Below are 20108 nucleotides of genomic sequence, written 5' to 3'. Positions count from 1 at the left end.
CCAGGTCCGCGAGCTGGTCGCGCTGGCCGGTCCGCGCTACCTGGAGACGTGGGGCATGACCGAGACGGGCGCGCCGGTGACGGCGACCACGCCCGGCGACTGGTCGCCCGGCTGCGCTGCCGACGACGTGTACGCCTCGGTGGGACGTCCGGTGCCGCTGGCGAGCGTCCGCGTGCTGGGCGACGACGGCGCGCCGCTCGGGCCCGGCGAGACCGGGGAGCTGGCCGTCGAGTCCGACACCCTGTTCGCGGGGTATCACGCCCGGCCTGACCTGACGGCGGAGGTGATGGACGGGTCCTGGTTCCGTACCGGTGACGTGGGGCACGTGGACGCGGCTGGCTACGTGTACATCACCGACCGCAGGAAAGACATGATCATCACGGGTGGGATGAACGTCTACCCGGCCGAACTGGAGAAGGCACTCCGGTCTATGCCCGGCATTTCCGACATCGCTGTCTTCGGCGTCCCGCATCCCCGGTGGGGCGAGACCGTGGCGGCCGCGATCGTCCCCGCTCCCGGTGCCCGCGTCACGGAGGAGGAGATCGGCCGCTACCTGGCGGGCCGGCTCGCCGCCTACAAGAAGCCCACCCGCGTCTTCGAGATTGACGCCCTCCCCCGCAACGCGGCCATGAAGGTCCGCAAGGAGGTCCTCAGAGCGCGCTATTCAGGCTGAGAACGTCAGAAAGGGGGCGGCCCCGCTCGCGCGTGGCCGCCCCTTTCGCGTTGCTTGAGCCGTCACTCAGCCGATGCCGCGGCCGGCCTCCTCCCACCACGGGCGGCGCAGCTCGCGCTTGAGGATCTTGCCGGACGGGTTGCGGGGCAGCAGGCCGGTGAAGACCACCTGGGTCGGGCACTTGTAGTGGGCCAGCCGGTCGCGGGTCCAGGCCAGGAGCTCCTCCCCGGCGGTCTCGGCGCCGGGCCGGAGCACGACGTACGCGAGCGGCGTCTCGCCCCAGCGCGGCGACGGCACCCCGATCACGGCGCACTCCTGTACGGCGGGGTGGCCGGCCAGCGCGCTCTCCACCTCGGCCGGGTACACGTTCTCGCCACCGCTGACGATCATGTCCTTGATGCGGTCGTGCAGGTAGAGGTAGCCGTCGGCGTCCAGGGAGCCGGCGTCGCCGGTGCGCAGCCAGCCGCCGGGCAGGAAGGCCGCGTCGGTCTCGGCGGGGTTGCGCCAGTAGCCGGTGGTCACGCAGGGGCCGCGGACGATGACCTCGCCCACCACGCCGGGCTCGGCGGGCTCGCCGGTCTCCAGGTCGGCGACGGCGACCTCCATGCCGGGGACCGCGCGCCCGGCGGAGCGCAGCCGGCCCTTGACCGGGTTGCCGGGGATGTGCTGGTCGGGGCCGAGCAGGGTGGTGACGCCGATGGTCTCGGTCAGGCCGTACGACTGGAAGAACTCGGCGCCGAAGAGGGCGACCGCGCGGGACAGCAGGCTCTCGGAGATGGGGGAGGCGCCGTAGACGATCTGCTGGAGGCGGGAGAAGTCGGCGGTGGCGGCGGCCGGGAGGTCGGTCATGATCTGGATGACGGCGGGGACCATCGCGGTGTGGGTGACGCGGAAGTCCACCAGCTGGGCGAGCATGGACTGGGGCGTGGGTTCGCGGCACTGCACGAGGGTGCCGCCCTCGGCGACGGTGATGAGCGCCCAGCCGGCGCCGGCGATGTGGTAGTAGGGGATGGGGACCAGGCTGACGGTGTCCGGCCCGAGTTTGAAGGCCGCGCCGAACAGGTCGACGGCGGCGGCGAGCCCGGCCGCGGTGACGTGCACGCCCTTGGGGCGGCCGGTGGTGCCGGAGGAGTACATGAGCACGACCAGGTCGTCGCCGGCGGCGTCGCGGCGCGGGTCTGCGGGCGGGTGCGCGGCCAGCCAGTCCTCGTACGCGTCCCCGACCGCGATCAGCGGAACGGACAGCCCGTCCAGCAGGGGCACATGATCGGTCCCGGCGACCACCAGGGAGACGTCCGCGTCGTCCAGGATCCAGCGCATCTCGTCGGGCGCGAGCCGGAAGTTCAGCGGGACCAGGACGACCCCGGCCTTCGCCGCGCCGAACAGCAGCTCGAAGTACTCGGTGGCGTTGCGGTCCACGTAGCCGACCCGGGAGCCGGGCGGGAGCTCGGCCAGGGCCGCGGCGGCCCGCGAGGAGCGGGCGTCTAACTCGCCGTAGGTGAGGGGGCGGCCGTCGCCGGTCACCACGGGGGATTCGGGAGCGCGTGCCGCCGAGGCGCGCAGGAGATCGGCGATACCTGAGGACATGTGCGCCCTCCTTTCCAGGTCAGGCCGGGCGTTCCACCGCGACCTCGTGCCCGCGCAACGGCACCAGGCAGCCGTCGCAGCGCAGTTGCGTGTGGAAGTCCTGGCCGCAGGCCGGGTGCGTGTACAGCAGGGCCGGGCCGTCGGCCGCCCGGTACCAGCGCTGCCCCCAGTCGATGGCCGTGATGACCACGGGGAAGAACGCGCGGCCCTTCTCGGTGAGGTGGTAGCTGAGCCAGTCGGCCCGCTCCGCGCTGGGGCTCTGCTCGAACACGCCCAGCTCGCAGAAGACCCGCAGCCGTTCGGCCACGATCGTCGGCGGCGCGCCCAGCCGCTGCTCGAAGTCGCGGAAGCGGTGCAGGCCCTGGAAGGACGCGCCCAGGATGGCCGCCGACCAGCGGTTCCCGATCAGCGTCATGGTCTGCGGGAACAGGCCGGCGCCCGCGCCCGTGGAGCGCCGCCGGGTGGTGGCGGCCGGCACGGACCGTTCCCAGGTGCCGCTGGGCCCGAAGCCGCCGACGATGTCGCGGGGCTGCACCGGTTTGGCGCAGGCGGCGCAGGTCAGCACCGGCAGGAACTGCTCGCCGCAGCGCTTGTGCACCATGAGGGGCAGCGACTCGACGTGCTCCGGCACCCAGGCGGCCTCCCACGCCCACACCGACAGCAGGATCGGCCACAGGTCACGGCCGCGTTTGGTCAGCCGGTACTCGAGGCGGCGGGAGCGGCTCTCGTACTCGGCCTTCTCGAAGACGCCCATGTCGGTGAGGTAGGCGAGCCGCCGGGTGAGCACCGCGTGCGAGATGGGCAGGGCCTCCCGCCATTCGCCGTAGCGGCGCACGCCCATCATCGCGTACCGGAGGATGAGCAGGTTCCACTCGTCGCCGATCAGGCCGAGGGTGTGGCCGATCGCGTTGGTGCCGCCGGCCGGCAGCGCGGTCGGCCGGTCCGGCGGGTGGACGAGCACGGGTCTCTCCATCGGTACGGGTCGGAGCCGCTCAGAGGCGCAGGGCCGCAGCCGGTGAGTCCGCCGCGCGCCAGCCGGGGATGGTGTCCCCCGCGGCCCAGGTGGCGTGGGTGCCGCTGGAGACGCGTTCGGGCAGCGCGATCCGCGCGATCGGACCGTCGGCGACCCGGGCCGCGTCGAAGATCAGGCACTCCGAGCGATCCTCGTTCATGTCGGTGGTCAGCGTAACAACGTACCCGTCGTCCTCACCCGTGGATCCCCGGCGCGGGGCCATGGCGGGTTCGCTGCCGTAGACGCCGGCGGGCAGCCGGAACCGGTCCTCCGCGCCGGTGCGCAGGTCGTGCCGGACCAGGCCGTCGAACAGGAACCAGCCCTCCACGCCGGTGGCCGCGTACGCGTAGCGGTAGCCGAGGCCGCCGAAGGCGTTGTTGACCACGCCGAACTCGGTGATGGAGTCGGACAGGCGCTCCTCCCGGCACTGGCCGGTGACCAGGTTGAGCCGCCAGCGGTGCAGCCGGGTCTGCATGCGGTCGAGCGCCAGGAAGCGGAACATGCGCTGGTAGTAGCCGCCGTCGCCGGTGTCCTCGGGTTCGGGCTCGCCCTGGAAGAACCCGTCCAGCACGATCTCGTCGCCCTCCTCGTACGCGTTGACCCAGTGCAGCACGTACGTCGGGTCGGCCTCGAACCACTGCACGCGGGTGCCCTTGCGCGGGATCACGCCGAGCCGGGTCGGCAGCTCCGGGTGGAACCGGGCGGCGTACCGGCCGCGCGCCATCAGCTCGGGCTCCCAGAACATCGGGCAGTCGTTGAGGATGGCGTAGTTCTCGGTGAAGGCCATGTCGTGCGGCAGCCGGGGACCCGGCAGCGGCACGTCCACGTAGTGGCTGAGCCGGTCGTCCGCCCCGACCACCCCGTAGTGCATGTACGGCTCGTCCGTGCCGTAGTTGAAGAACAGCAGCTCCCCCGTGCGCGGATCGACCTTGGTGTGCGCGGACACGCCGCACGCGTACGGGAAGTCCCCGCCCCAGCTGGCCTTGCCGAGCGTCTCCAGGGTGAGCGGATCCAGCCGGTACAGGTCGCCGCACTGGTAGAAGCTGGTCAGCGCCACCCCGGCGTGCACGACCACGTCGGTGCTGGAGGCGTCCTTCATGCGCCCCCGCGCGCCCCACCCGTCCGAGCGCGGCGACTTCTCGGGGCGCTCGGCGATGCCCGCCCAGAGCGGCCCGCCCGCCTCGGCCTCCAGCAGGAAGCCGTCGGTGCGGATGAACTTGTTGCGGTAGAACGCCTTGCCGTCCCGGAACCCGATCACGTGCACCATGCCGTCCCCGTCGAACGGGTGGTAGCGCTCCAGCGCGGGATGCACCGGGTTCTCGGTGTTGCGAAGGTAGACGCCGTCCAGGTCGGCCGGGATCTCCCCGGTCACCTTCAGCTCGTCCGCGCGCCATTCGGTCGTCTGCGGCCGCCACGGCCCGGTCCGGTACGGATGGTCGTCATCCGCCGGCAGGGTTGACAGGACGCGTCCGACGACGTCGACGTCCACTCGTGTGCTCCTCTACTCGATACCGACGACGAAGCCGACCGTGGTGGTCGTGCTGCCGCCGATGTTCAGGGTGCCGAACCGGCGCGCCCCCTCGACCTGGTACGCCCCGGCCCTGCCGGTCACCTGGCGGCTGGCGTCCAGCACCATCCGGACCCCGGTGGCGCCGACCGGGTGGCCGCCGCCGATCAGGCCGCCACTCGGGTTGACGGGGATGTGCCCGCCGATCTCCAGGTCGCCGTTCTCGACGGCCTTCCAGCTCTCGCCCGGCCCGGTGATGCCGAAGTGGTCGATGGCCGCGTACTCGGACATGGTGAAGCAGTCGTGGGTCTCGATGCCGTCCAGGGCGTCCACGCCGGGGATGCCGGCGCGGCCGAAGGCGTCGAGGATGGTGTTGCGCACGTGCGGCAGCACGTACGGCTCGGCCGCGCTGCGGGCCAGCTTCTGGGCGAGCGGCAGCCCGACCGTGCGGTGGCCCCAGCCCTGGATCCTGGCCGGCGGCGTCTTCGGCGTGCCGCCCCGCGCGAGGAAGCGTTCCCCGACGAGGACGACGCCGGCCGCGCCGTCGGTGATCTGGCTGCAGTCGGTGCGCCGGACCCGGCCTTCGACGACCGGGTTGGCCCGGTCGTCGGCGGTGAAGCTGGCGTCGGTGAAGGTCCAGCCGCGGGTCTGCGCGTTCGGGTTGGCGCGGGCGTTGCGGAAGTTGAGCTCGGCGATGGCGCGCAGGTGGCTCTCGTCGAGGCCGTAGCGGCGGTCGTACTCGTCGGCGAGCGCGCTGAACATGTACGGCCACATGAAGCGGGCGTCCTCGCCCTCGTGGCCGATCCAGGCGGCGGCGCCGAGATGCCCGGCCGCGTCGTCGCCGGAGACCGTGCGTTCCAGTTCCACGCCGAGGACGAGGGCGGAGTCGTACCGGCCGGACTCGATGTCGGCCATGGCGGCGAGCAGGGCGACGCCGCCGGAGGCGCAGGCGGCCTCGTGCCGGGCGGCGGGTTTCTCCCAGAACTCGGGCAGGACGGTGGCGGGCATGGCGCCGAGCTGGCCCTGCCGCGTGAACAGCTGGCCGAAGGCGTTGCCGACGTGCACGACGCCGATGCCGGCGGCGTCCACCCCGGCGTCCTCGAGCGTGCCGGCCGTGACGGCTTCGGTCAGGTCGGCGAAGTCCCGGTCATCCCGGCACCAGTTCCGGGCGAAGTCCGTCTGATGGCCGCCCAGGATCCATACTGACATGCTTCCTTACTACAATAATGAGAGTGATCCGTCAACGAAGCGCCACGTCGGCCGGGAAATTCACCCTCCCGATCTTGACCGAGTCATACTACATTTAAAAGAGTAATCGACGAGAGGCGTAACCGTGTCCGACGTGTTCCTGCTGGATTACGTGCGCACCCCCCGGGCGAAGGGCTCCGCCCGCGGTTCCCTGCACCATCAGAGCCCCGTGGACCTGGTCGCGGCGCTGCAGCGGGCCATGCCGGCGCGCACCGGGCTGGACCCCGCCGCGGTGGAGGACGTGATCGTCGGCTCCGCCTCCCAGGTGGACGAGCAGGGCGCCAACCTGGCCAGGACCGCCACCCTGCTGGCCGGCTGGGGCGACGGCGTGCCCGGCGGCACGGTCAACCGGTTCTGCGCCTCCGGCGTGGACGCGGTGGCCCAGACCTCGGCCAGGATCCGCGGCGGCGACCTCGGCCTGGCCGTGGCCGGCGGCGTGGAGAGCGTCTCCCGGGTGCCGATGTACAGCGACCGGGGGCCGCTCTGGACCCACCCGGAGACCGTCCGGCGGATCGGCTCCATCCACATGGGCGTGGCCGCCGACCTGAACGCCACCATCGACGGCTGGACCCGCGAGCAGCTCGACGCGTACGCGGTGGAGACCCACGGCAAGGCCGCCGCCGCCTGGGACCGCGGCGACTACGCCGGCTCGGTGCTGCCGATGACCCGCGCGGACGGCTCGGTCTTCGACCGGGACGAACTGATCAGGCCCGGCACCAGCATGGAGTCGCTCGCCGCGCTGGCCCCGGCCTTCGGCGAGCTCGGCCAGGACCATCTCGCGCTGGCCGCGCACCCCGAGGTCGGCGAGATCAGCCACCTGCACACGGTCGGCAGCTCCCCCGCGCTGGCCGACGGCGCGGCCCTGCTCCTGCTCGGCACCCGCGAGCAGGCCGAACGGCACGGCCTGCGCCCGCGCGCCCGCGTGATCGCCGCCGCGACCGCCGCCGTGGACCCCGTGATCATGCTGACGGCCGGGCAGGAGGCGGTCGAGAAGGTCATCGCCAAGGCCGGGCTCACCCCCGCCGACATCGACGTCTACGAGTTCGCCGAGGCCTTCTCCGCGCTCTGCCTGCGCCTGCGCCGCGACCTCGGCCCGGGGCCCGACCGGCTCAACCCGTCCGGCGGCACGATCGCCATGGGCCACGCCTTCGGCGCCACCGGCGCGATCATGGTCGGTGGCTGCGCCGACGCCCTGGAACGCCTCGGCGGCCGGTACGGCGTGGCCGCCGTCAGCGGCGCGGCCGGCCTCGGCGTCGCCGTCCTCATCGAGCGGGTGGCCGGATGAGCGCCCTCGCCGGTCTCAAGGACAGCGTGATCGTGATCACCGGCGGCGGGCGGGGCCTCGGCCGCGCCTTCGCCCTGCACCTGGCCGCCCAGGGCGCGCGGCTGGTGGTCAACAACCGCAACCGGGTGGTGGACGACGACGGGCTCGGCCCCGCCGACCACGTGGTCGCCGAGATCAGGGACGCGGGCGGCGAGGCGGTCGCCGAGCACGGCGACGTGGCCGACCCCACCACCGCCCGGCGCCTGGTCGAGCTGGCCATGGACACCTGGGGGCGGATCGACGCCTGCGTGACCAGCGCCGCCGTGAGCCGCCCGGCGATGTTCCACAAGGCCGCGCCGGAGGACTTCGAGTCGGTCATCCGTACCAACGTGCTCGGCACCGCCCAGGTCGCCGCCGCCTGCTCGGCCGTGATGCGCGAGCAGCGGCACGGGCGGATCGTACTGGTCGCCTCCACCGCCGGGCTGCACGGCGAGCCGACCGTCTCGGCGTACGCGGCGAGCAAGGGCGCGGTGATCGCGCTCGGCCGTTCCGTCGCCCTCGAAGGAGCGTCGCGGGGCGTGCACACCAACGTCCTGCTGCCGTACGCCACGACGCAGATGACCGACGCCGGCATGGCCGATCAGTACCGTGAACTGATGGATCCCGGGGCGGTCGCGCCGGTGGTGGCCGCGCTGTGCGACCCCGCCTGCGCGCTCAACGGCGAGGTGATCGTCTCGGCGGGCACCGGGCTGCGCGCCGCCGACGCGGTCGAGTGGGGCACGGTCCCCGCGGCGTCCGCCGACCGCCCCGAGAGCCTGGCCGAACTGCTGAGCCGCAGCAGGGCCGGGGCCGCGCACCGGTACGCCAACGCCCAGCTGGGCTTCCTGGACTTCGCGGAGGAGATGTCCCGATGACCGCAGTGCTGATCAACCTGCTGGTGACGGCCGTGGCCGTCTGCCTGACCATGGCCCTCACCATGGCGTACGCGCTGCGCACCGGCGCCCAGACGATCGTGGACACCATCTGGGGCCTCGGGTTCGTGGTGGTGGCGGCCGTCAGCTTCGTCACCTCCCAGTTCGCCGGCGACGGCCAGGACGCCCGCCGGGTGCTGGTGCTCGTGCTCACCGCGATCTGGGGGCTGCGCCTCGGCGCGTACATCCACGCCAGGAACCACGGCAAGGGCGAGGACCCCCGGTACGCGGCGCTGATGCGCAGGAACACCGGGCCGGTGGTGCCGTACGTGATCAGGAAGATCTACTTCCCGCAGGGCGCGATCATGTGGGTGGTGTCGCTGCCGGTGCAGGTCGCCATGTACCAGGACGCCCCGCTGGGCGTGCTCGCCTGGATCGGCGTGGCCGTGTGGGCGGCCGGGTTCCTGTTCGAGGCCGTCGGCGACCTCCAGCTGGCGCGGTTCAAGGCCGACCCGGCCAATCAGGGCAAGATCATGGACAGGGGTCTGTGGGCGTGGACCCGGCATCCCAACTATTTCGGGGACGCCACCGTGTGGTGGGGGCTGTTCCTGGTCTCGTGCGCCTCCTGGCCCGCGCTGGTCACGGTGGTCTCGCCGATTCTGATGACGTACATGCTGGTCAGCCAGAGCGGGAAGGCGCTGCTGGAGCGCCGGATGAGCCGCAGCCGCGGCCAGGAGTACGCCGACTATCTCGCCAGGACGTCGGGATTCTTCCCGCTGCCCCCCAAGCGGACCTAATATCTGCGGCGTGCTGATCGACCGTGTGGAGGTGCTGGTCTCCAGCCCCGGCCGCAACTTCGTGACCCTGCGCGTGCGCACCGCCGACGGCCTCACCGGATACGGCGACGCCACCCTCAACGGCCGGGAGCTGGCCGTCGCCGCCTACCTCCGCGAGCACGTCGCGCCGCTGCTGGCGGGCCGGGACGCGCACCGCATCGAGGACACCTGGCAGTACCTCTACCGGGGCGCGTACTGGCGGCGCGGCCCGGTCACCATGGCCGCCGTCGCCGCCGTGGACACCGCCCTGTGGGACCTCAAGGCCAAGGTCGCCGGGCTCCCCCTCTACCAGCTGCTGGGCGGCCGCTCCCGCGACGCCTGCCTGGTGTACGGCCACGCCTCCGGCGCCACCCTCCCCGAACTCTTCGACTCCATCAGAGCCCACCTGGAACGGGGCTACCGCGCCCTCAGGATCCAGACCGGCCTGCCCGGCATGTCCACCGTGTACGGCGTCGCCAGCTCCCCCGCCGGAGCCGGCGACCGGTACGACTACGAACCGGCCCGCGCCACCCCCCTCCCGGTGGAGGAACGCTGGGACACCCGCCTCTACCTCCGCCACCTGCCCACCGTCTTCGAAGCCGTACGCGCCGAGTTCGGCCCCGAGCTCCCGCTGCTGCACGACAGCCACCACCGCCTCACCCCCATCCAGGCCGCGTCCCTGGGCAAGGCCCTGGAGCCCTACGACCTGTTCTGGCTGGAGGACGTCACCCCGGCCGACAACCAGGAGGCGCTGCGCCTGGTCCGGCGGCACACCACGACCCCGCTCGCGATCGGCGAGGTGTTCAACACGATCTGGGACTACCAGACGCTCATCCGCGAGCAGCTCATCGACTACGTGCGCTCCCCCGTCACCCACGCGGGCGGCGTCACCGCGCTCCGCCGGATCTTCGACTACGCCGCGATGTACCAGGTCAAGTCGGGAATCCACGGCCCCACCGACATCTCCCCCGTCGGGCTGGCGGCGGCGCTGCACCTAGGCGTGGCGATCCACAACTTCGGCATCCAGGAGTACATGCCGCACACCGCCGACACCGACGCCGTGTTCCGGCCGTCGTACCGGTTCGCGGACGGCGCGCTGGCGCCCGGGGAGGAGCCGGGCATCGGCATCGACTACGACGACGCGGCGGCGGAGCGGTTCCCGTACCAGGCGGCCTATCTGCCGGTGAACAGGCTGATGGACGGGACTGTCCACGACTGGTGAAAGGTCAGGCTTTGCGGCCGAGGCCGCCGTACTGGTAGACCTCGCGGTCGGTGTACTCCGTGGCCGCGTCGGGCCACCACTGGGGGAGCGAGACGACGCCCGGCTGGAGGAGGTCGAGGCCGGTGAACATGGAGACCAGCTGCCGGGGGGTGCGGAGCAGGATCGGGGCCGCGCCGCTGGCGTTCCAGGCGTCGGCCGCCTTGTCCATGGCCGGGCTGGTCACACTGCTGGCGATGGCCACGTAGCTGCCGGGCGCGAGCGCGTCCACCAGCACGCCGACGGCGTCGTGGACGAGGGTGTCGTCCGGCACGAAGTCCAGCACGCACAGCAGCATCAGCGCGACCGGCCGGCTGAAGTCCAGGGTCTCGGTGGCGGCCTGGAGGATGGGCTCCGGGTCGCGGACGTCCGCGTCGATGTAGTCGACCCGGCCTTTCAGGCTGCCGTTGAGCAGGGCGCGCGCGTGTACCAGCACGGTCGGGTCGTTGTCTACGTACACGACCTTGGCCGCCGGATTGACCTGGTGCGCGACCTGGTGGGTGTTACCCGCCGTGGGAATCCCGGTGCCGACGTCCAGGAACTGGTCGACTCCGGCGGTCGCGGCCAGGTGACGCACCACCCTGCCGAGGAACTGGCGTTCCGCCCGGGCGTTGACCGGCAGATCGGGTGTCAGCCTGACGATCTCGTCGCCGACCTCGCGATCGGCCCGATAGTTGTCGGTACCGCCCAGCCAGTAGTCCCAGACCCTCGACGAATGCGGCACCGAGGTATCGATCCGGCGCAGAGACCCGGAGGTCCGCGCCGTCCGCTGGGTCATCACATCGCCTCTTCCAGTAGACATTCCAGCCTAGACGAGGACTCTGCTTCAGACACAGACAAACACCCCAAATGACAGCAATTCACCCACCAGGGATATTTCACGAATCGGAATATTGCAAGTTCAACCGGCGGTCTCGCGGAGCCGTTCCACGGTGACGCCGCGCAGCAGGACCTCGGAGAGCACGGCGGCGAGCAGCAGGCTCCCCAGCAGGGCGGCCGAACCCACCACGACCACCGGCACCGGATCCAGCGGGTACGCCAGCGGAGGCGTCACCGGCTGGTCGGCGAACTGCGGGATCCGGGGCAGCGCCAGCCGGGCCGCCACCACTCCGGCCGCGAGACCGGCGCATGTGCCGGCACCCAGCACGAGCACCTGTTCGAGCATCAGGGCGAGGCGGAGCGCTCCGGGCTTGACCCCGGCCGCGTCCAGGGCCGCCAGCTCGTACCCCCGGGCGCGGGCGGCCGTGTACAGGGCGAGTACGGCCCGGCCGAGGGCCAGCGCGGCGGCGGCCACGGCGGCGGTCAGCAAGAGGGTCAGCGCGGCGCCCGGGCCCTGGGTGGTGAACCGGCGTTCCAGGTCGGCGGCGTGCCGGATCCCCGAGACGGCGAGGTTCTCCCGCTCCAGGGCGGCGGCGATCCGGCCGGCCTCCCCCGCGGCCACCCAGACCTCGAAGGTGGCCTGGTCGGCTTCGCCGTACGCGACCCGGTCGGCCAGGTCCAGGTCCACCAGGGCGCCGACCTGGTCCAGGCCGGGCAGGACGGCGTACGCGGCCTTCTGCTCGAACCCGGCCGCGTACGCGTCGTCCAGGCCGGGCAGCCGCATGCCGCCGTCGACCGGGCCGTTGACCAGGGCGGGCAGCCGCTCGGGGAAGGTGGCCGGCCGGGCCAGGGGGGCGGCCACCGGGTCGATCGGGAAGACGAGGCCGCGCTCGGTGGCGCTGCCGCCGCCGGTCCAGGCGCCGGGCGTGCTCAGAGCGGCCTCCACCTCGCTCCAGCGGCCGTCCCGGCGTACGTCCAGGCGGGTGATCGTGTAGTCCAGGGCGGTGCGGTCCAGGCCGGCGTCGCCGTCCATGAGCACCTCGCTGCGGAAGCCGCGCAGCTCGCAGGGCGCGTCCCGGCACGCCCCGGGCAGGTTCCACTCGTAGTCCCCGCCGGTGCCGGGGCGGAGCGGGCCGAGGGGGATCTGGGCGGGCTGGACGGTGCCGGGGGTGGCGAAGACGCCGAACACGCGGGCGGTCCAGCTGTCCGGCGGACGCTCGTGGACGGCGGTCACCCGCAGCCGGTCCCCCTGGACCCAGACGCGCGGCACGACCGGGGCCGACAGCGCTCCCGCCGGGGCGGGGTAGCCGTAGGCGACGTGGGCCAGCCGGGCGGGGTCGGCGGCCAGCATGGCCGGGTTGCCGGGGACCCGGACGACGGGGGCGGCGGCCCGGCCGGACGGGTCGGCGGCCTCGACCGCCCGCCGGAACCGGGCGATGTCCCCGGGCGCGACGTCGATCACGCTCGCCGCGCCGGTGTGCGCCCGGGCCACCTCCCGGTAGTTGGCGGAGGCGACCGTCCAGGCCAGCCCGGCGAAGACGGCGACGCCGACGGTGGCGGCCACCACGATCACGCTGCCCGCCGTGGCCGCGCCCCTGGCCACCTGGCGGACGGCCAGGAAACCGGCCAGCCCTCCGCCCCGCCGGGTGGCCGCGAAGGCCGTCCTGGCCAGCGGGGGCAGCAGCCGGGCCGCGAGCAGCGCGGCGGCGAGCGCCAGCAGCCCCGGCGCGGCCAGCGCCGCCACGTCCCGGCCGGAGGGCTCGGTGATGATCCCCCCGGCCAGCAGCTCCACCAGGCCGACACCGGCCACCACGAGGACGACCGTGTCCAGCACCCAGCCCCGGGCGGCGCGCCGGGGAACCCGCCGCCACTGCTCGGTGACCGGCCGCCACGCCATCCCGCGGGCGGCCAGGACCGCGGCGGCCAGCCCGCCGAACACGGTCGCCGCGCCCGCGCCGACGGCCGCGGCCGACAGGGCGACCGGGCCCGAGCGCGCCGCCGCCAGCCAGGCCAGCGCGGTGCCCGCCGCCAGCGCCACCGCCAGGACCGCGAGCGGCTCGGCCAGGCAGAACCGCCACACCTGGAGCCGGGACTGGCCGCGCAGCCGGGCCAGGGTGATCTCCGGGCCGCGCGCCCTGACCAGGTCGGCCACGGTCTGGAACAGCAGCAGCCAGCCGAGCGCCGCGAGCTGGGCGACCACCAGCGCCAGCGGCACGCCCAGCGCGCCGACCTGCCGGTTCATCACGTCCAGGGTGTCGGCGAACCTCCCCAGGGTGGCGCTGCCGGCCGCGCGTCCCGCCGCCGTGACCACGCCGTGCAGCGCGCTCAGCCCGGGCAGGTCGCTCCCCCGCACCCGGGCGCGGTTCACGGAGACGATCGCGTAGTCGGACCAGGAGTCCTGGGTGCCGGCCACGACGGTGGCGGTACGGGTCTCCCGTACGGTGAGCAGCGGGCCCGCCCGGGACGAGTTGCCGGCCAGCGGACGGCCGAACCAGAACGGATCGGCCTGGTTCGCCCGGTAACGGCCGACCACCGTGAGGGGCGCGGGGCCGATCTCGCCGGTGCCCGGGACCGCCGCGAGCAGCAGGGCCAGCCGTACGGGCTCGCCGACCTCCAGGGCGGAGCCCTCCTCGGCCAGCACCTCGCGCGGAGCGGCCGGGCAGCGGCCCTCCAGGATGGTGACGTGCGCGCACTGGCCGTCCTGCCAGACCACCGGGTAGCTGCGGCGCTCACCGATGCGCGGGCTGACGATCTCCATGCCCGTGACCGGCGGATCGGTGAAATCCCGGGCGAACCCGGCGACGGCCTTCAGGGCGGGGTCGGTCTTCGTGGAGTAGTGCCAGCCCCGGCCCTCCACCGGGGCCGCCGCGAGCACGTCCCTGACGATCGCCGTCTCGGCCTGGTCCCGGCGCAGCGGCCCGTACGCGGCGGCGGCCACCGGCACCACCGCCACGACCAGCACCAGCAGCGACTGCCAGCGCCGTTCCCACAGCCCGCGCCAGATCATGCGTCCTCATCCGCCCGGTGCAGCGCCACGCCCTGCGGGATCGGCACGATCCTGGCGCGGGACCCGGGCGGCAGCAGCTCGTGGAACTCCGGCGGCAGCAGCAGCCCGCCGTCCCGGCCGACCACCACGAAGTCCTCACCGCCCCGGCCCTCCGCGCCGACCCTGCCGTCCCGGATCGTCACGGTACGGCCCAGCGCCCCGCTCACCGCGTGATCATGCGTGACCACCACGGCCGTGGTGCCCTCCTCGGCGGCGGCGCTCCCGATCAGGTCGATCACCGCCTGCCCGGTGGCGGCGTCGAGCTGGCTGGTGGGCTCGTCGGCCAGGAGCAGCCGGGGCCGGTTGGCCAGCGCCACCGCGACCGCCACCCGCTGCTGTTCCCCGCCGGACAGCCGGCCCACCCGGGTCGTCACCCCGCCCAGCCCCACCCGGTCCAGGAGTTCGGCGATCCGCCGCCGGTCCCGCCGTACGCCGCGCTGGGCGAAGGCCACGTTCTGGGCGGGCGTCGCGTACGGGATGAGGTTGCGGGAGGGGTTCTGCAGGACCACGCCGATGTGGCCGGCCCTGAGCCGGTCCAGCCGCCGCTGGTCCAGCCCGGCCAGGTCGGTCCCGTCCAGCCATAATCGTCCCGCGCTCGGCCGCAGCAACCCGGCCAGCATCCAGAGCAGAGTGGTCTTGCCCGCCCCGGAGGGCCCGAGCAGGGCGACCGTCTCGCCGCGCTCGACCACCAGGTCCACGTCGCGCAGCGCGACGACCTCCAGCTCCCCGGCCCGGTAGATCCGCACGACGCCCGCGCAGCGCACGGCGGCCGTCACCGCAGCGTCACCACCCGGTCGCAGCGGTCCGCCACCTCCGGGTCGTGGGTGGCGATGACCAGGGCGGCCTCGGCGGCCAGCAGCTCCTTGAGCACCAGCTCCCGGTTGCCGCTGTCCTGCTCGGCGGTGGGCTCGTCGGCCAGCAGCACCCGCGGGCCGACGGCGAGCGCCCTGGCCACGGCGACCCGCTGCTGCTGCCCGCCGGAGAGCTCCTCCACCAGGTGCCCGGCGTACTCGCTCAGGCCGAGGGAGGCCAGCACGGCGTCGGCGCGGCGCATCGCGTCCCGGCCGGTGTGCCCGGCGGCGCGGAGCGCGACCTCCACGTTCTCGGCGGCGGTGAGCAGGGCCAGCAGGCCGTACGACTGGAAGACCAGGGTGACCGGGGCGGTCCTGGAGACGTGGCCCGCGCTCGGCGGGCGCAGACCGGCGAGGGTGGTGAGCAGGGTGGTCTTGCCGGAGCCCGACGGTCCCATCAGCGCCACCCGTTCGCCCTCGGCCAGCTCGAACGCGAAGTCCGCGACGATCTCGCGCTCGCCGGCGTGGCAGCTCACTCCGTGACAGGACAGAACAGGCATCTCGCCCATCCTACGGATCGTGGCTAAATTCAGATCTTAGTTTAACTAGCCGCATGAAGGCGGAGGGGCGCGCTCGTGTCCAGGAACTCCTCCAGCACCAGCGTCGCCGCGCCCAGCGCCACCGCGTCGGGGCCCAGCTCGCCCAGGATGATCGAGGTCGCGTTGCCCGGCTGGGCCAGCGAGTTCGCCAGCGCGGCGGCCCTGATGCCGGGCAGCAGGTCGCGGCCGATCATCAGGCCCGCCCACCCGCCGATCAGGATTCGCTCGGGGTTGAGCAGGTTGATGAGGTTGGCCAGGCCCATGCCCAGATAGGCCACCGTCTCCTCGATCACCCGCGAGTCGCTCTCCAGCACCCGGCCGAGCGCCGCCGGCCAGTCCGTCGTGCTGGTCGGCACCCCCGCGCGGTCCAGGATGCCCTCGGCCCCGATGTACGCCTCCAGGCAGCCCCGGCCTCCGCAGCGGCACTGCCGGCCGTCCAGCGCGATCTTCGTGTGCCCCCACTCCCCCGCGCTGTTGCTGGACCCCCGCATCACCACCCCGTCGGCGACCACGGTCGCGCCCACCCCGGAGCCGATCAGCACGATCACCGCGTGCGCGGCCCCCCGGCCGGCGCCGAACCAGAGCTCCGCCTGGCCCATCGTCTTGGCGCCGTTGTCGATGAACACCGGCAGCGAGGTGCCCGCCCGCATCAGCGCGCCCAGCGGCACGCCGTCCCAGCCGAAGGTCTTGGCGTGGATGAGCGTGTCCGCGCCGCGCTCGACGATGCCCGGCACGCCGATGCCGACGCCAAGCACCCGGTCGGCGGGCACCTGGCCGTCCGCCAGGACCACGTCGATGCCGGCCAGGATCCGGCGCGTGACCAGCTCGATGTCGTGGTGCGAGGGGCGCAGGCTGTAGTCCACCCGGGCCTTCTCGGTCATCTCCAGGTCGAACAGCTCGACCCGGACGTGCGTCTCGGCGACGTCCACGCCGATCACGTGGCCGTACGCCGGGTTGACCCGGAGCAGTACACGCGGGCGCCCGCCGTCGGAGTCGACCTGACCGGCCTCCACGATGATGTTGTCGGCCAGCAGGTCGCCGGTCATGGTGCTGATGGTGGCGGCGCTGAGGCCGGTGAGCCCGGTGAGCTCGTGACGGCTGGCGGGCCCGTCGAAATAGAGCGTGCGCAGCAGCATGCCGCGGTTGCCCCGCCGGACGTCCCGGACCGTCCTGCGCTCCGGCCTCGCCATGCGTCCGCCCTCCCCGTCCTTAGTTCAATACCTGAAGCTATAGTCGCGACGCTCTCACCTCGGCCGCAACCGGGACGAAACCAATCGCCCAGAGTAGCCCGCGTTGCGTTACCAAAGCGTTTCCCGCGGAGGGCTGATCTTTTTTTGCATCTTACATTATCGTCTGTGCAACCCCCGATGAAGGAGATGGAAATGATCAGGAGAGTCACAGGGGCGGCGGCGGTAGCGGCGCTGCTCGCCGGGCTCACCGCTTGCGGCGGCTCCGAGGAGGCCGCAGGGTCCACGACCCTGACCTACTGGATGTTCCAGGACCGGACCCCGCAGGCGGGCGAAGTCGTCGAGAAGATCCGCACCGACTTCGAGAAGGCCAACCCTGGCGTCACCGTCAAGATCGTCAAGATTCCCAAGGACGACTACAACACCAAGCTCAGCAGCGCGGTGGCCGCCAATACCGTCCCGGACGTCGGCGTCCTTGACCAGCCTCTCGTCGCCCGGTACGCGATGGACGGCACCATCAAGGAGCTCCCGGCCGGCACCGTCAACGAGGCCGACTACTTCGAGGGGGCCCTCAACACCAACCGCTGGAACGGCAAGCTGTACGGCCTGCCCATCGACCACACCGCGGTCGCGCTCTTCTACAACAAGAAGCTGGTGCCGACGCCGCCCAAGACCTGGGACGAGCTGAAGCAGATGAGCGACGCCATCCACAAGGCCGACCCGAAGGTCGCCGGCATCGTGGTGCCCAAGGGCGACGGCTACGGCGCCTGGATGTGGCCGGGCGTGGTGCACGGCGCCGGCGGCGAGATGGTCGACGAGGCGAACAAGAAGGTGCTGTTCGACCAGGGCCCGGCCGTGGAGGCGCTCCAGCTCTGGGTGGACCTGCTGCCCTCCTCGCCCCGCGAGATCACCGACTCCGAGATGGCCTTCGCCAACGGCCTGGCCGGCATGATGATCTCCGGCCCGTGGGACGTGGCCACGATCAAGGACCAGTTCCCCGAGCTGGACTTCAACGTCGCGCCGCTGCCGTACAAGACGACGCCGGCCGGCAACATCGGCGGCGAGAACGCGGTGGTCTTCACCAAGGGCCAGAACGCGGACCTGGCCTGGAAGTGGCTCAAGCACCTGACCAGCTCCGAGAACAACACCGTGTACGCGCAGGCGCTCGGCGGCTTCCCGATCAACAAGGCCGCGGCCGAGCGGGACGCCGGCAGCTTCGGCGAGCAGCAGCAGGGCTTCCTGGAGCAGCTGAAGGTCGCCCACGCCCGGCCCGCCGTGCCGGAGTGGATCCAGATCAACGACGAGTTCATCGCCCCCGCCATCGAGGCCGCGCTGAGCGGAAAGCAAACCTCTCAGCAGGCGCTCACCGAGGCCGCGGACAAGACCCGCGCGCTGCTCGGCTGGAACAGCTAACGCGGAAGCGAGGCAAATCGTGGCATCTCCGGTCGTGGCCGACAGGCCCGCCGTGACGCCCCGTCCCGGGCGGCGACGCCGCCCGGGATTCGGGCGCTCAGACCGTATGGTCGGGTGGTTGCTGATCACGCCGGCGCTGGTCTATTTCGTGGTCTTCCTGCTGTACCCGGCGGGGGCCGCGCTGTACTACAGCTTCACCGACTGGAACCTGCGCTCCCCCGCCGAGTGGGTGGGCCTGCAGAACTACAGCGACCTGCTGTTCGAGGACGTGAAGTTCCCTCACTTCTGGAAGTCCGTGCAGGTCACCATCCAGTACACGCTGATCGCCGTGCCGCTCACGCTGATCACCGCGCTCGGCCAGGCGCTGCTGATCAACGCGATCCGGCGCGGCTCCAACCTGTTCCGGCTGCTGCTGTTCCTCCCCGTGGTCACCGCCGAGGCGGCCGTCGGCGCCATCTGGCGCTGGCTCTACGACCCGCAGTACGGCCTGATCAACGCGATTATCGGCTTGTTCGGCATCCCCAAGCAGAACTGGCTCAACACCCCTGAGCTGGTCATCCCCGCGCTGGCGTTCATCGCCGCGTGGCAGTGCGGCATCTCGATGATCATCTATTTGGCCGGTTTGAAGGGCATCCCCGACTCCATCCGCGAGGCGTCCATCATCGACGGCGCGGGCCCGGTGCAGCGGTTCTGGAAGGTGGTCGTGCCCATGCTCAGGCCGACCACGTTCTACCTGGTCGTGACCGGGGTGATCGCGGCACTCCAGGTGTTCGGCCTGGTCTACGTGATCTTCTCGGGCGGCGGCGGCCGGAGCGTCACCGGCGGCCCCGAGCAGTCCGGCCTGATGTACGTCCTGCACCTCTACCTGTTCGCGTTCCGGTACGACGCGATGGGCGCGGCCTGCGCGATGTCGTTCCTGCTGTTCCTGCTGATCATGATCGTGACGGCGTTGCAGTTCAAGTTCATCAAGCAGGAGGCGGCTTGAACACCGCACAGCGGGTGCGCAAGGCGCCCATCTACATCGCGCTGGTGCTGCTGACGCTGATCTCGGTGGTGCCGTTCATCTGGATGCTGGCCACCTCGTTCAAGCACAGCTCGGACATCTTCACGAAGGTGCCCAACCTGCTGCCGCTGGACAAGCAGACCGGCGACTGGGCGGCCACGCTGGAGAACTACGAGTACGTGCTCGGCCTCGGCGGCCTCGGGACGGCCTTCCTCAACAGCATCTACGTCTGCCTGGTGCTGGTCCCGGCGAAACTCCTGATCGACGCGCTGGCCGCGTACGCGTTCGCCCGGATCCCCTTCCCCGGGCGGGACAAGCTGTTCGTGCTGCTGCTGAGCGGCATGATGGTGCCGACGATCACGCTGCTGATCCCGCGCATCCACGTCACCCAGTCGCTGGGCATGTTCGACTCCACCTGGGGGCTGATCATGCCGAACATCGCGTCGGTGCTGGACATCTTCCTGCTGCGGCAGTTCTTCCTGTCGCTCCCGGCCGAACTGGAGGAGGCGGCGCGCATCGACGGCGCCAGCCGGATGCAGATCTTCTGGCGGATCGTGCTGCCGCTGTCCAAGCCCGTGCTCGCGGTGGTGACGATCACGAGCTTCATCTTCCACTGGAACGACCTGGTCTGGCCGCTGGTCGTGCTCAACGATCCCGAGCTGTACACGCTGCCGCTGGCCCTCCAGCAGCTGGCGAGCACCGAGTCGGGACGGGCGTACTACATCATGGCGGGGGCCGCGCTGGCGGTCATCCCGGTGATCATCGTGCTGCTGGTGTTCCAGCGGCGCATCATGCAGGGCATCGCCTTCACGGGGCTGAAGTCCTGACGTTGGGACCGACCTTGAGCCGGGGTGTGGAGGGACACCCCGGCTCTTTCGTCTTCTATGCGGTTCTGATCGCGGGCTCTGATTCGCGCGGCTCTGTTCCGCGGCTCTGTTCCGCGGCTCTGTTCCGCGGCTCTGTTCCGCGGCTCTG

The 20108-nt window shown here is 72.2% G+C and carries 17 protein-coding genes; 8 read left to right on the top strand and 9 right to left on the bottom strand.

Annotated elements, in window-relative coordinates; all coding sequences use genetic code 11:
• Nucleotides 1–673 (top strand): class I adenylate-forming enzyme family protein (locus Aph01nite_RS34915; protein WP_204045329.1); only part of this gene is annotated, 673 nt, incomplete at its 5' end.
• A 66-nt stretch (nucleotides 674–739) separates the two neighbouring features.
• Here Aph01nite_RS34915 and Aph01nite_RS34910 read toward each other — a convergent pair.
• From Aph01nite_RS34910 to Aph01nite_RS34895, 4 genes are read right to left on the bottom strand one after another with little or no spacing between them, the layout of a single operon-like run.
• Complete coding sequence (locus Aph01nite_RS34910) at nucleotides 740–2260, bottom strand: long-chain-fatty-acid--CoA ligase (protein ID WP_204045328.1); 1521 nt, start codon at nucleotides 2258–2260, stop codon at nucleotides 740–742.
• Nucleotides 2261–2279: 19 nt separating this feature from the next.
• The gene (locus tag Aph01nite_RS34905) at nucleotides 2280–3221 is read right to left on the bottom strand and encodes a winged helix-turn-helix transcriptional regulator (RefSeq protein WP_239162211.1); all 942 of its coding nucleotides are present in this window, start codon (nucleotides 3219–3221) and stop codon (nucleotides 2280–2282) included.
• A 31-nt stretch (nucleotides 3222–3252) separates the two neighbouring features.
• The gene (locus Aph01nite_RS34900; RefSeq protein WP_204045326.1) at nucleotides 3253–4761 is read right to left on the bottom strand and encodes a carotenoid oxygenase family protein; all 1509 of its coding nucleotides are present in this window, start codon (nucleotides 4759–4761) and stop codon (nucleotides 3253–3255) included.
• 12 nt (nucleotides 4762–4773) lie between these two features.
• Entirely contained in the window at nucleotides 4774–5988 is a 1215-nt protein-coding gene (locus tag Aph01nite_RS34895; protein WP_204045325.1) for an acetyl-CoA acetyltransferase, read from the bottom strand.
• A 124-nt stretch (nucleotides 5989–6112) separates the two neighbouring features.
• On the opposite strand from Aph01nite_RS34895, the gene Aph01nite_RS34890 reads away from it, so the two are divergent.
• The 4 genes from Aph01nite_RS34890 to manD are packed head-to-tail and all read left to right on the top strand — an operon-like array spanning nucleotide 6113 to nucleotide 10239.
• Nucleotides 6113–7312 (top strand): acetyl-CoA C-acyltransferase, encoded by a 1200-nt coding sequence (locus Aph01nite_RS34890; protein WP_204045324.1) that lies wholly within the window; start codon nucleotides 6113–6115, stop codon nucleotides 7310–7312.
• On the top strand, nucleotides 7309–8205 hold the full coding sequence (locus Aph01nite_RS34885) for an SDR family NAD(P)-dependent oxidoreductase (protein ID WP_204045323.1): 897 nt from the start codon (nucleotides 7309–7311) through the stop codon (nucleotides 8203–8205). The genes Aph01nite_RS34890 and Aph01nite_RS34885 overlap by 4 nt, the downstream gene beginning before the upstream one ends.
• Entirely contained in the window at nucleotides 8202–8999 is a 798-nt protein-coding gene (locus Aph01nite_RS34880; protein ID WP_204045322.1) for a DUF1295 domain-containing protein, read from the top strand. Before Aph01nite_RS34885 ends, Aph01nite_RS34880 begins: the two co-directional genes overlap by 4 nt.
• 10 nt (nucleotides 9000–9009) lie before the next feature.
• On the top strand, nucleotides 9010–10239 hold the full coding sequence (gene manD, locus Aph01nite_RS34875; protein WP_204045321.1) for a D-mannonate dehydratase ManD: 1230 nt from the start codon (nucleotides 9010–9012) through the stop codon (nucleotides 10237–10239).
• A 4-nt stretch (nucleotides 10240–10243) separates the two neighbouring features.
• On the opposite strand, the gene Aph01nite_RS34870 is transcribed toward manD, so the two are convergent.
• The 5 genes from Aph01nite_RS34870 to Aph01nite_RS34850 form a co-directional block, all read right to left on the bottom strand.
• Nucleotides 10244–11053, bottom strand: a complete 810-nt coding sequence (locus Aph01nite_RS34870; RefSeq protein ID WP_204045320.1) for an SAM-dependent methyltransferase — start codon at nucleotides 11051–11053, stop codon at nucleotides 10244–10246.
• A 123-nt stretch (nucleotides 11054–11176) separates the two neighbouring features.
• Nucleotides 11177–14101 carry an FtsX-like permease family protein gene (locus Aph01nite_RS34865; RefSeq protein WP_204045319.1) on the bottom strand — a complete coding sequence of 975 codons (2925 nt, stop codon included), beginning with the start codon at nucleotides 14099–14101 and terminating at the stop codon, nucleotides 11177–11179.
• On the bottom strand, nucleotides 14098–14916 hold the full coding sequence (locus tag Aph01nite_RS34860; RefSeq protein ID WP_239162210.1) for an ABC transporter ATP-binding protein: 819 nt from the start codon (nucleotides 14914–14916) through the stop codon (nucleotides 14098–14100). Before Aph01nite_RS34860 ends, Aph01nite_RS34865 begins: the two co-directional genes overlap by 4 nt.
• Nucleotides 14913–15491 carry an ABC transporter ATP-binding protein gene (locus Aph01nite_RS34855; RefSeq protein WP_204045318.1) on the bottom strand — a complete coding sequence of 193 codons (579 nt, stop codon included), beginning with the start codon at nucleotides 15489–15491 and terminating at the stop codon, nucleotides 14913–14915. Before Aph01nite_RS34855 ends, Aph01nite_RS34860 begins: the two co-directional genes overlap by 4 nt.
• 41 nt (nucleotides 15492–15532) lie before the next feature.
• Nucleotides 15533–16720, bottom strand: a complete 1188-nt coding sequence (locus Aph01nite_RS34850) for an ROK family protein (RefSeq protein WP_204045317.1) — start codon at nucleotides 16718–16720, stop codon at nucleotides 15533–15535.
• Nucleotides 16721–16912: 192 nt separating this feature from the next.
• On the opposite strand from Aph01nite_RS34850, the gene Aph01nite_RS34845 reads away from it, so the two are divergent.
• The 3 genes from Aph01nite_RS34845 (at nucleotide 16913) to Aph01nite_RS34835 (ending at nucleotide 19960) form a co-directional block, all read left to right on the top strand.
• Nucleotides 16913–18130, top strand: a complete 1218-nt coding sequence (locus tag Aph01nite_RS34845) for an ABC transporter substrate-binding protein (RefSeq protein WP_204045316.1) — start codon at nucleotides 16913–16915, stop codon at nucleotides 18128–18130.
• A gap of 118 nt (nucleotides 18131–18248) precedes the next feature.
• A complete protein-coding gene (locus Aph01nite_RS34840) occupies nucleotides 18249–19115 on the top strand; it encodes a carbohydrate ABC transporter permease (RefSeq protein WP_204045315.1) in 867 nt (288 codons plus the stop codon).
• On the top strand, nucleotides 19112–19960 hold the full coding sequence (locus tag Aph01nite_RS34835; RefSeq protein ID WP_204045314.1) for a carbohydrate ABC transporter permease: 849 nt from the start codon (nucleotides 19112–19114) through the stop codon (nucleotides 19958–19960). The genes Aph01nite_RS34840 and Aph01nite_RS34835 overlap by 4 nt, the downstream gene beginning before the upstream one ends.
• The last annotated feature ends 148 nt before the right edge of the window (nucleotides 19961–20108 follow it).

Origin of the sequence: Acrocarpospora phusangensis (genome assembly GCF_016862995.1) — a bacterium.
GTDB lineage: Bacteria > Actinomycetota > Actinomycetes > Streptosporangiales > Streptosporangiaceae > Acrocarpospora > Acrocarpospora phusangensis.
Note: the sequence above shows the minus strand (reverse complement) of the source record. Positions and strands in the feature narration are given on the sequence as shown.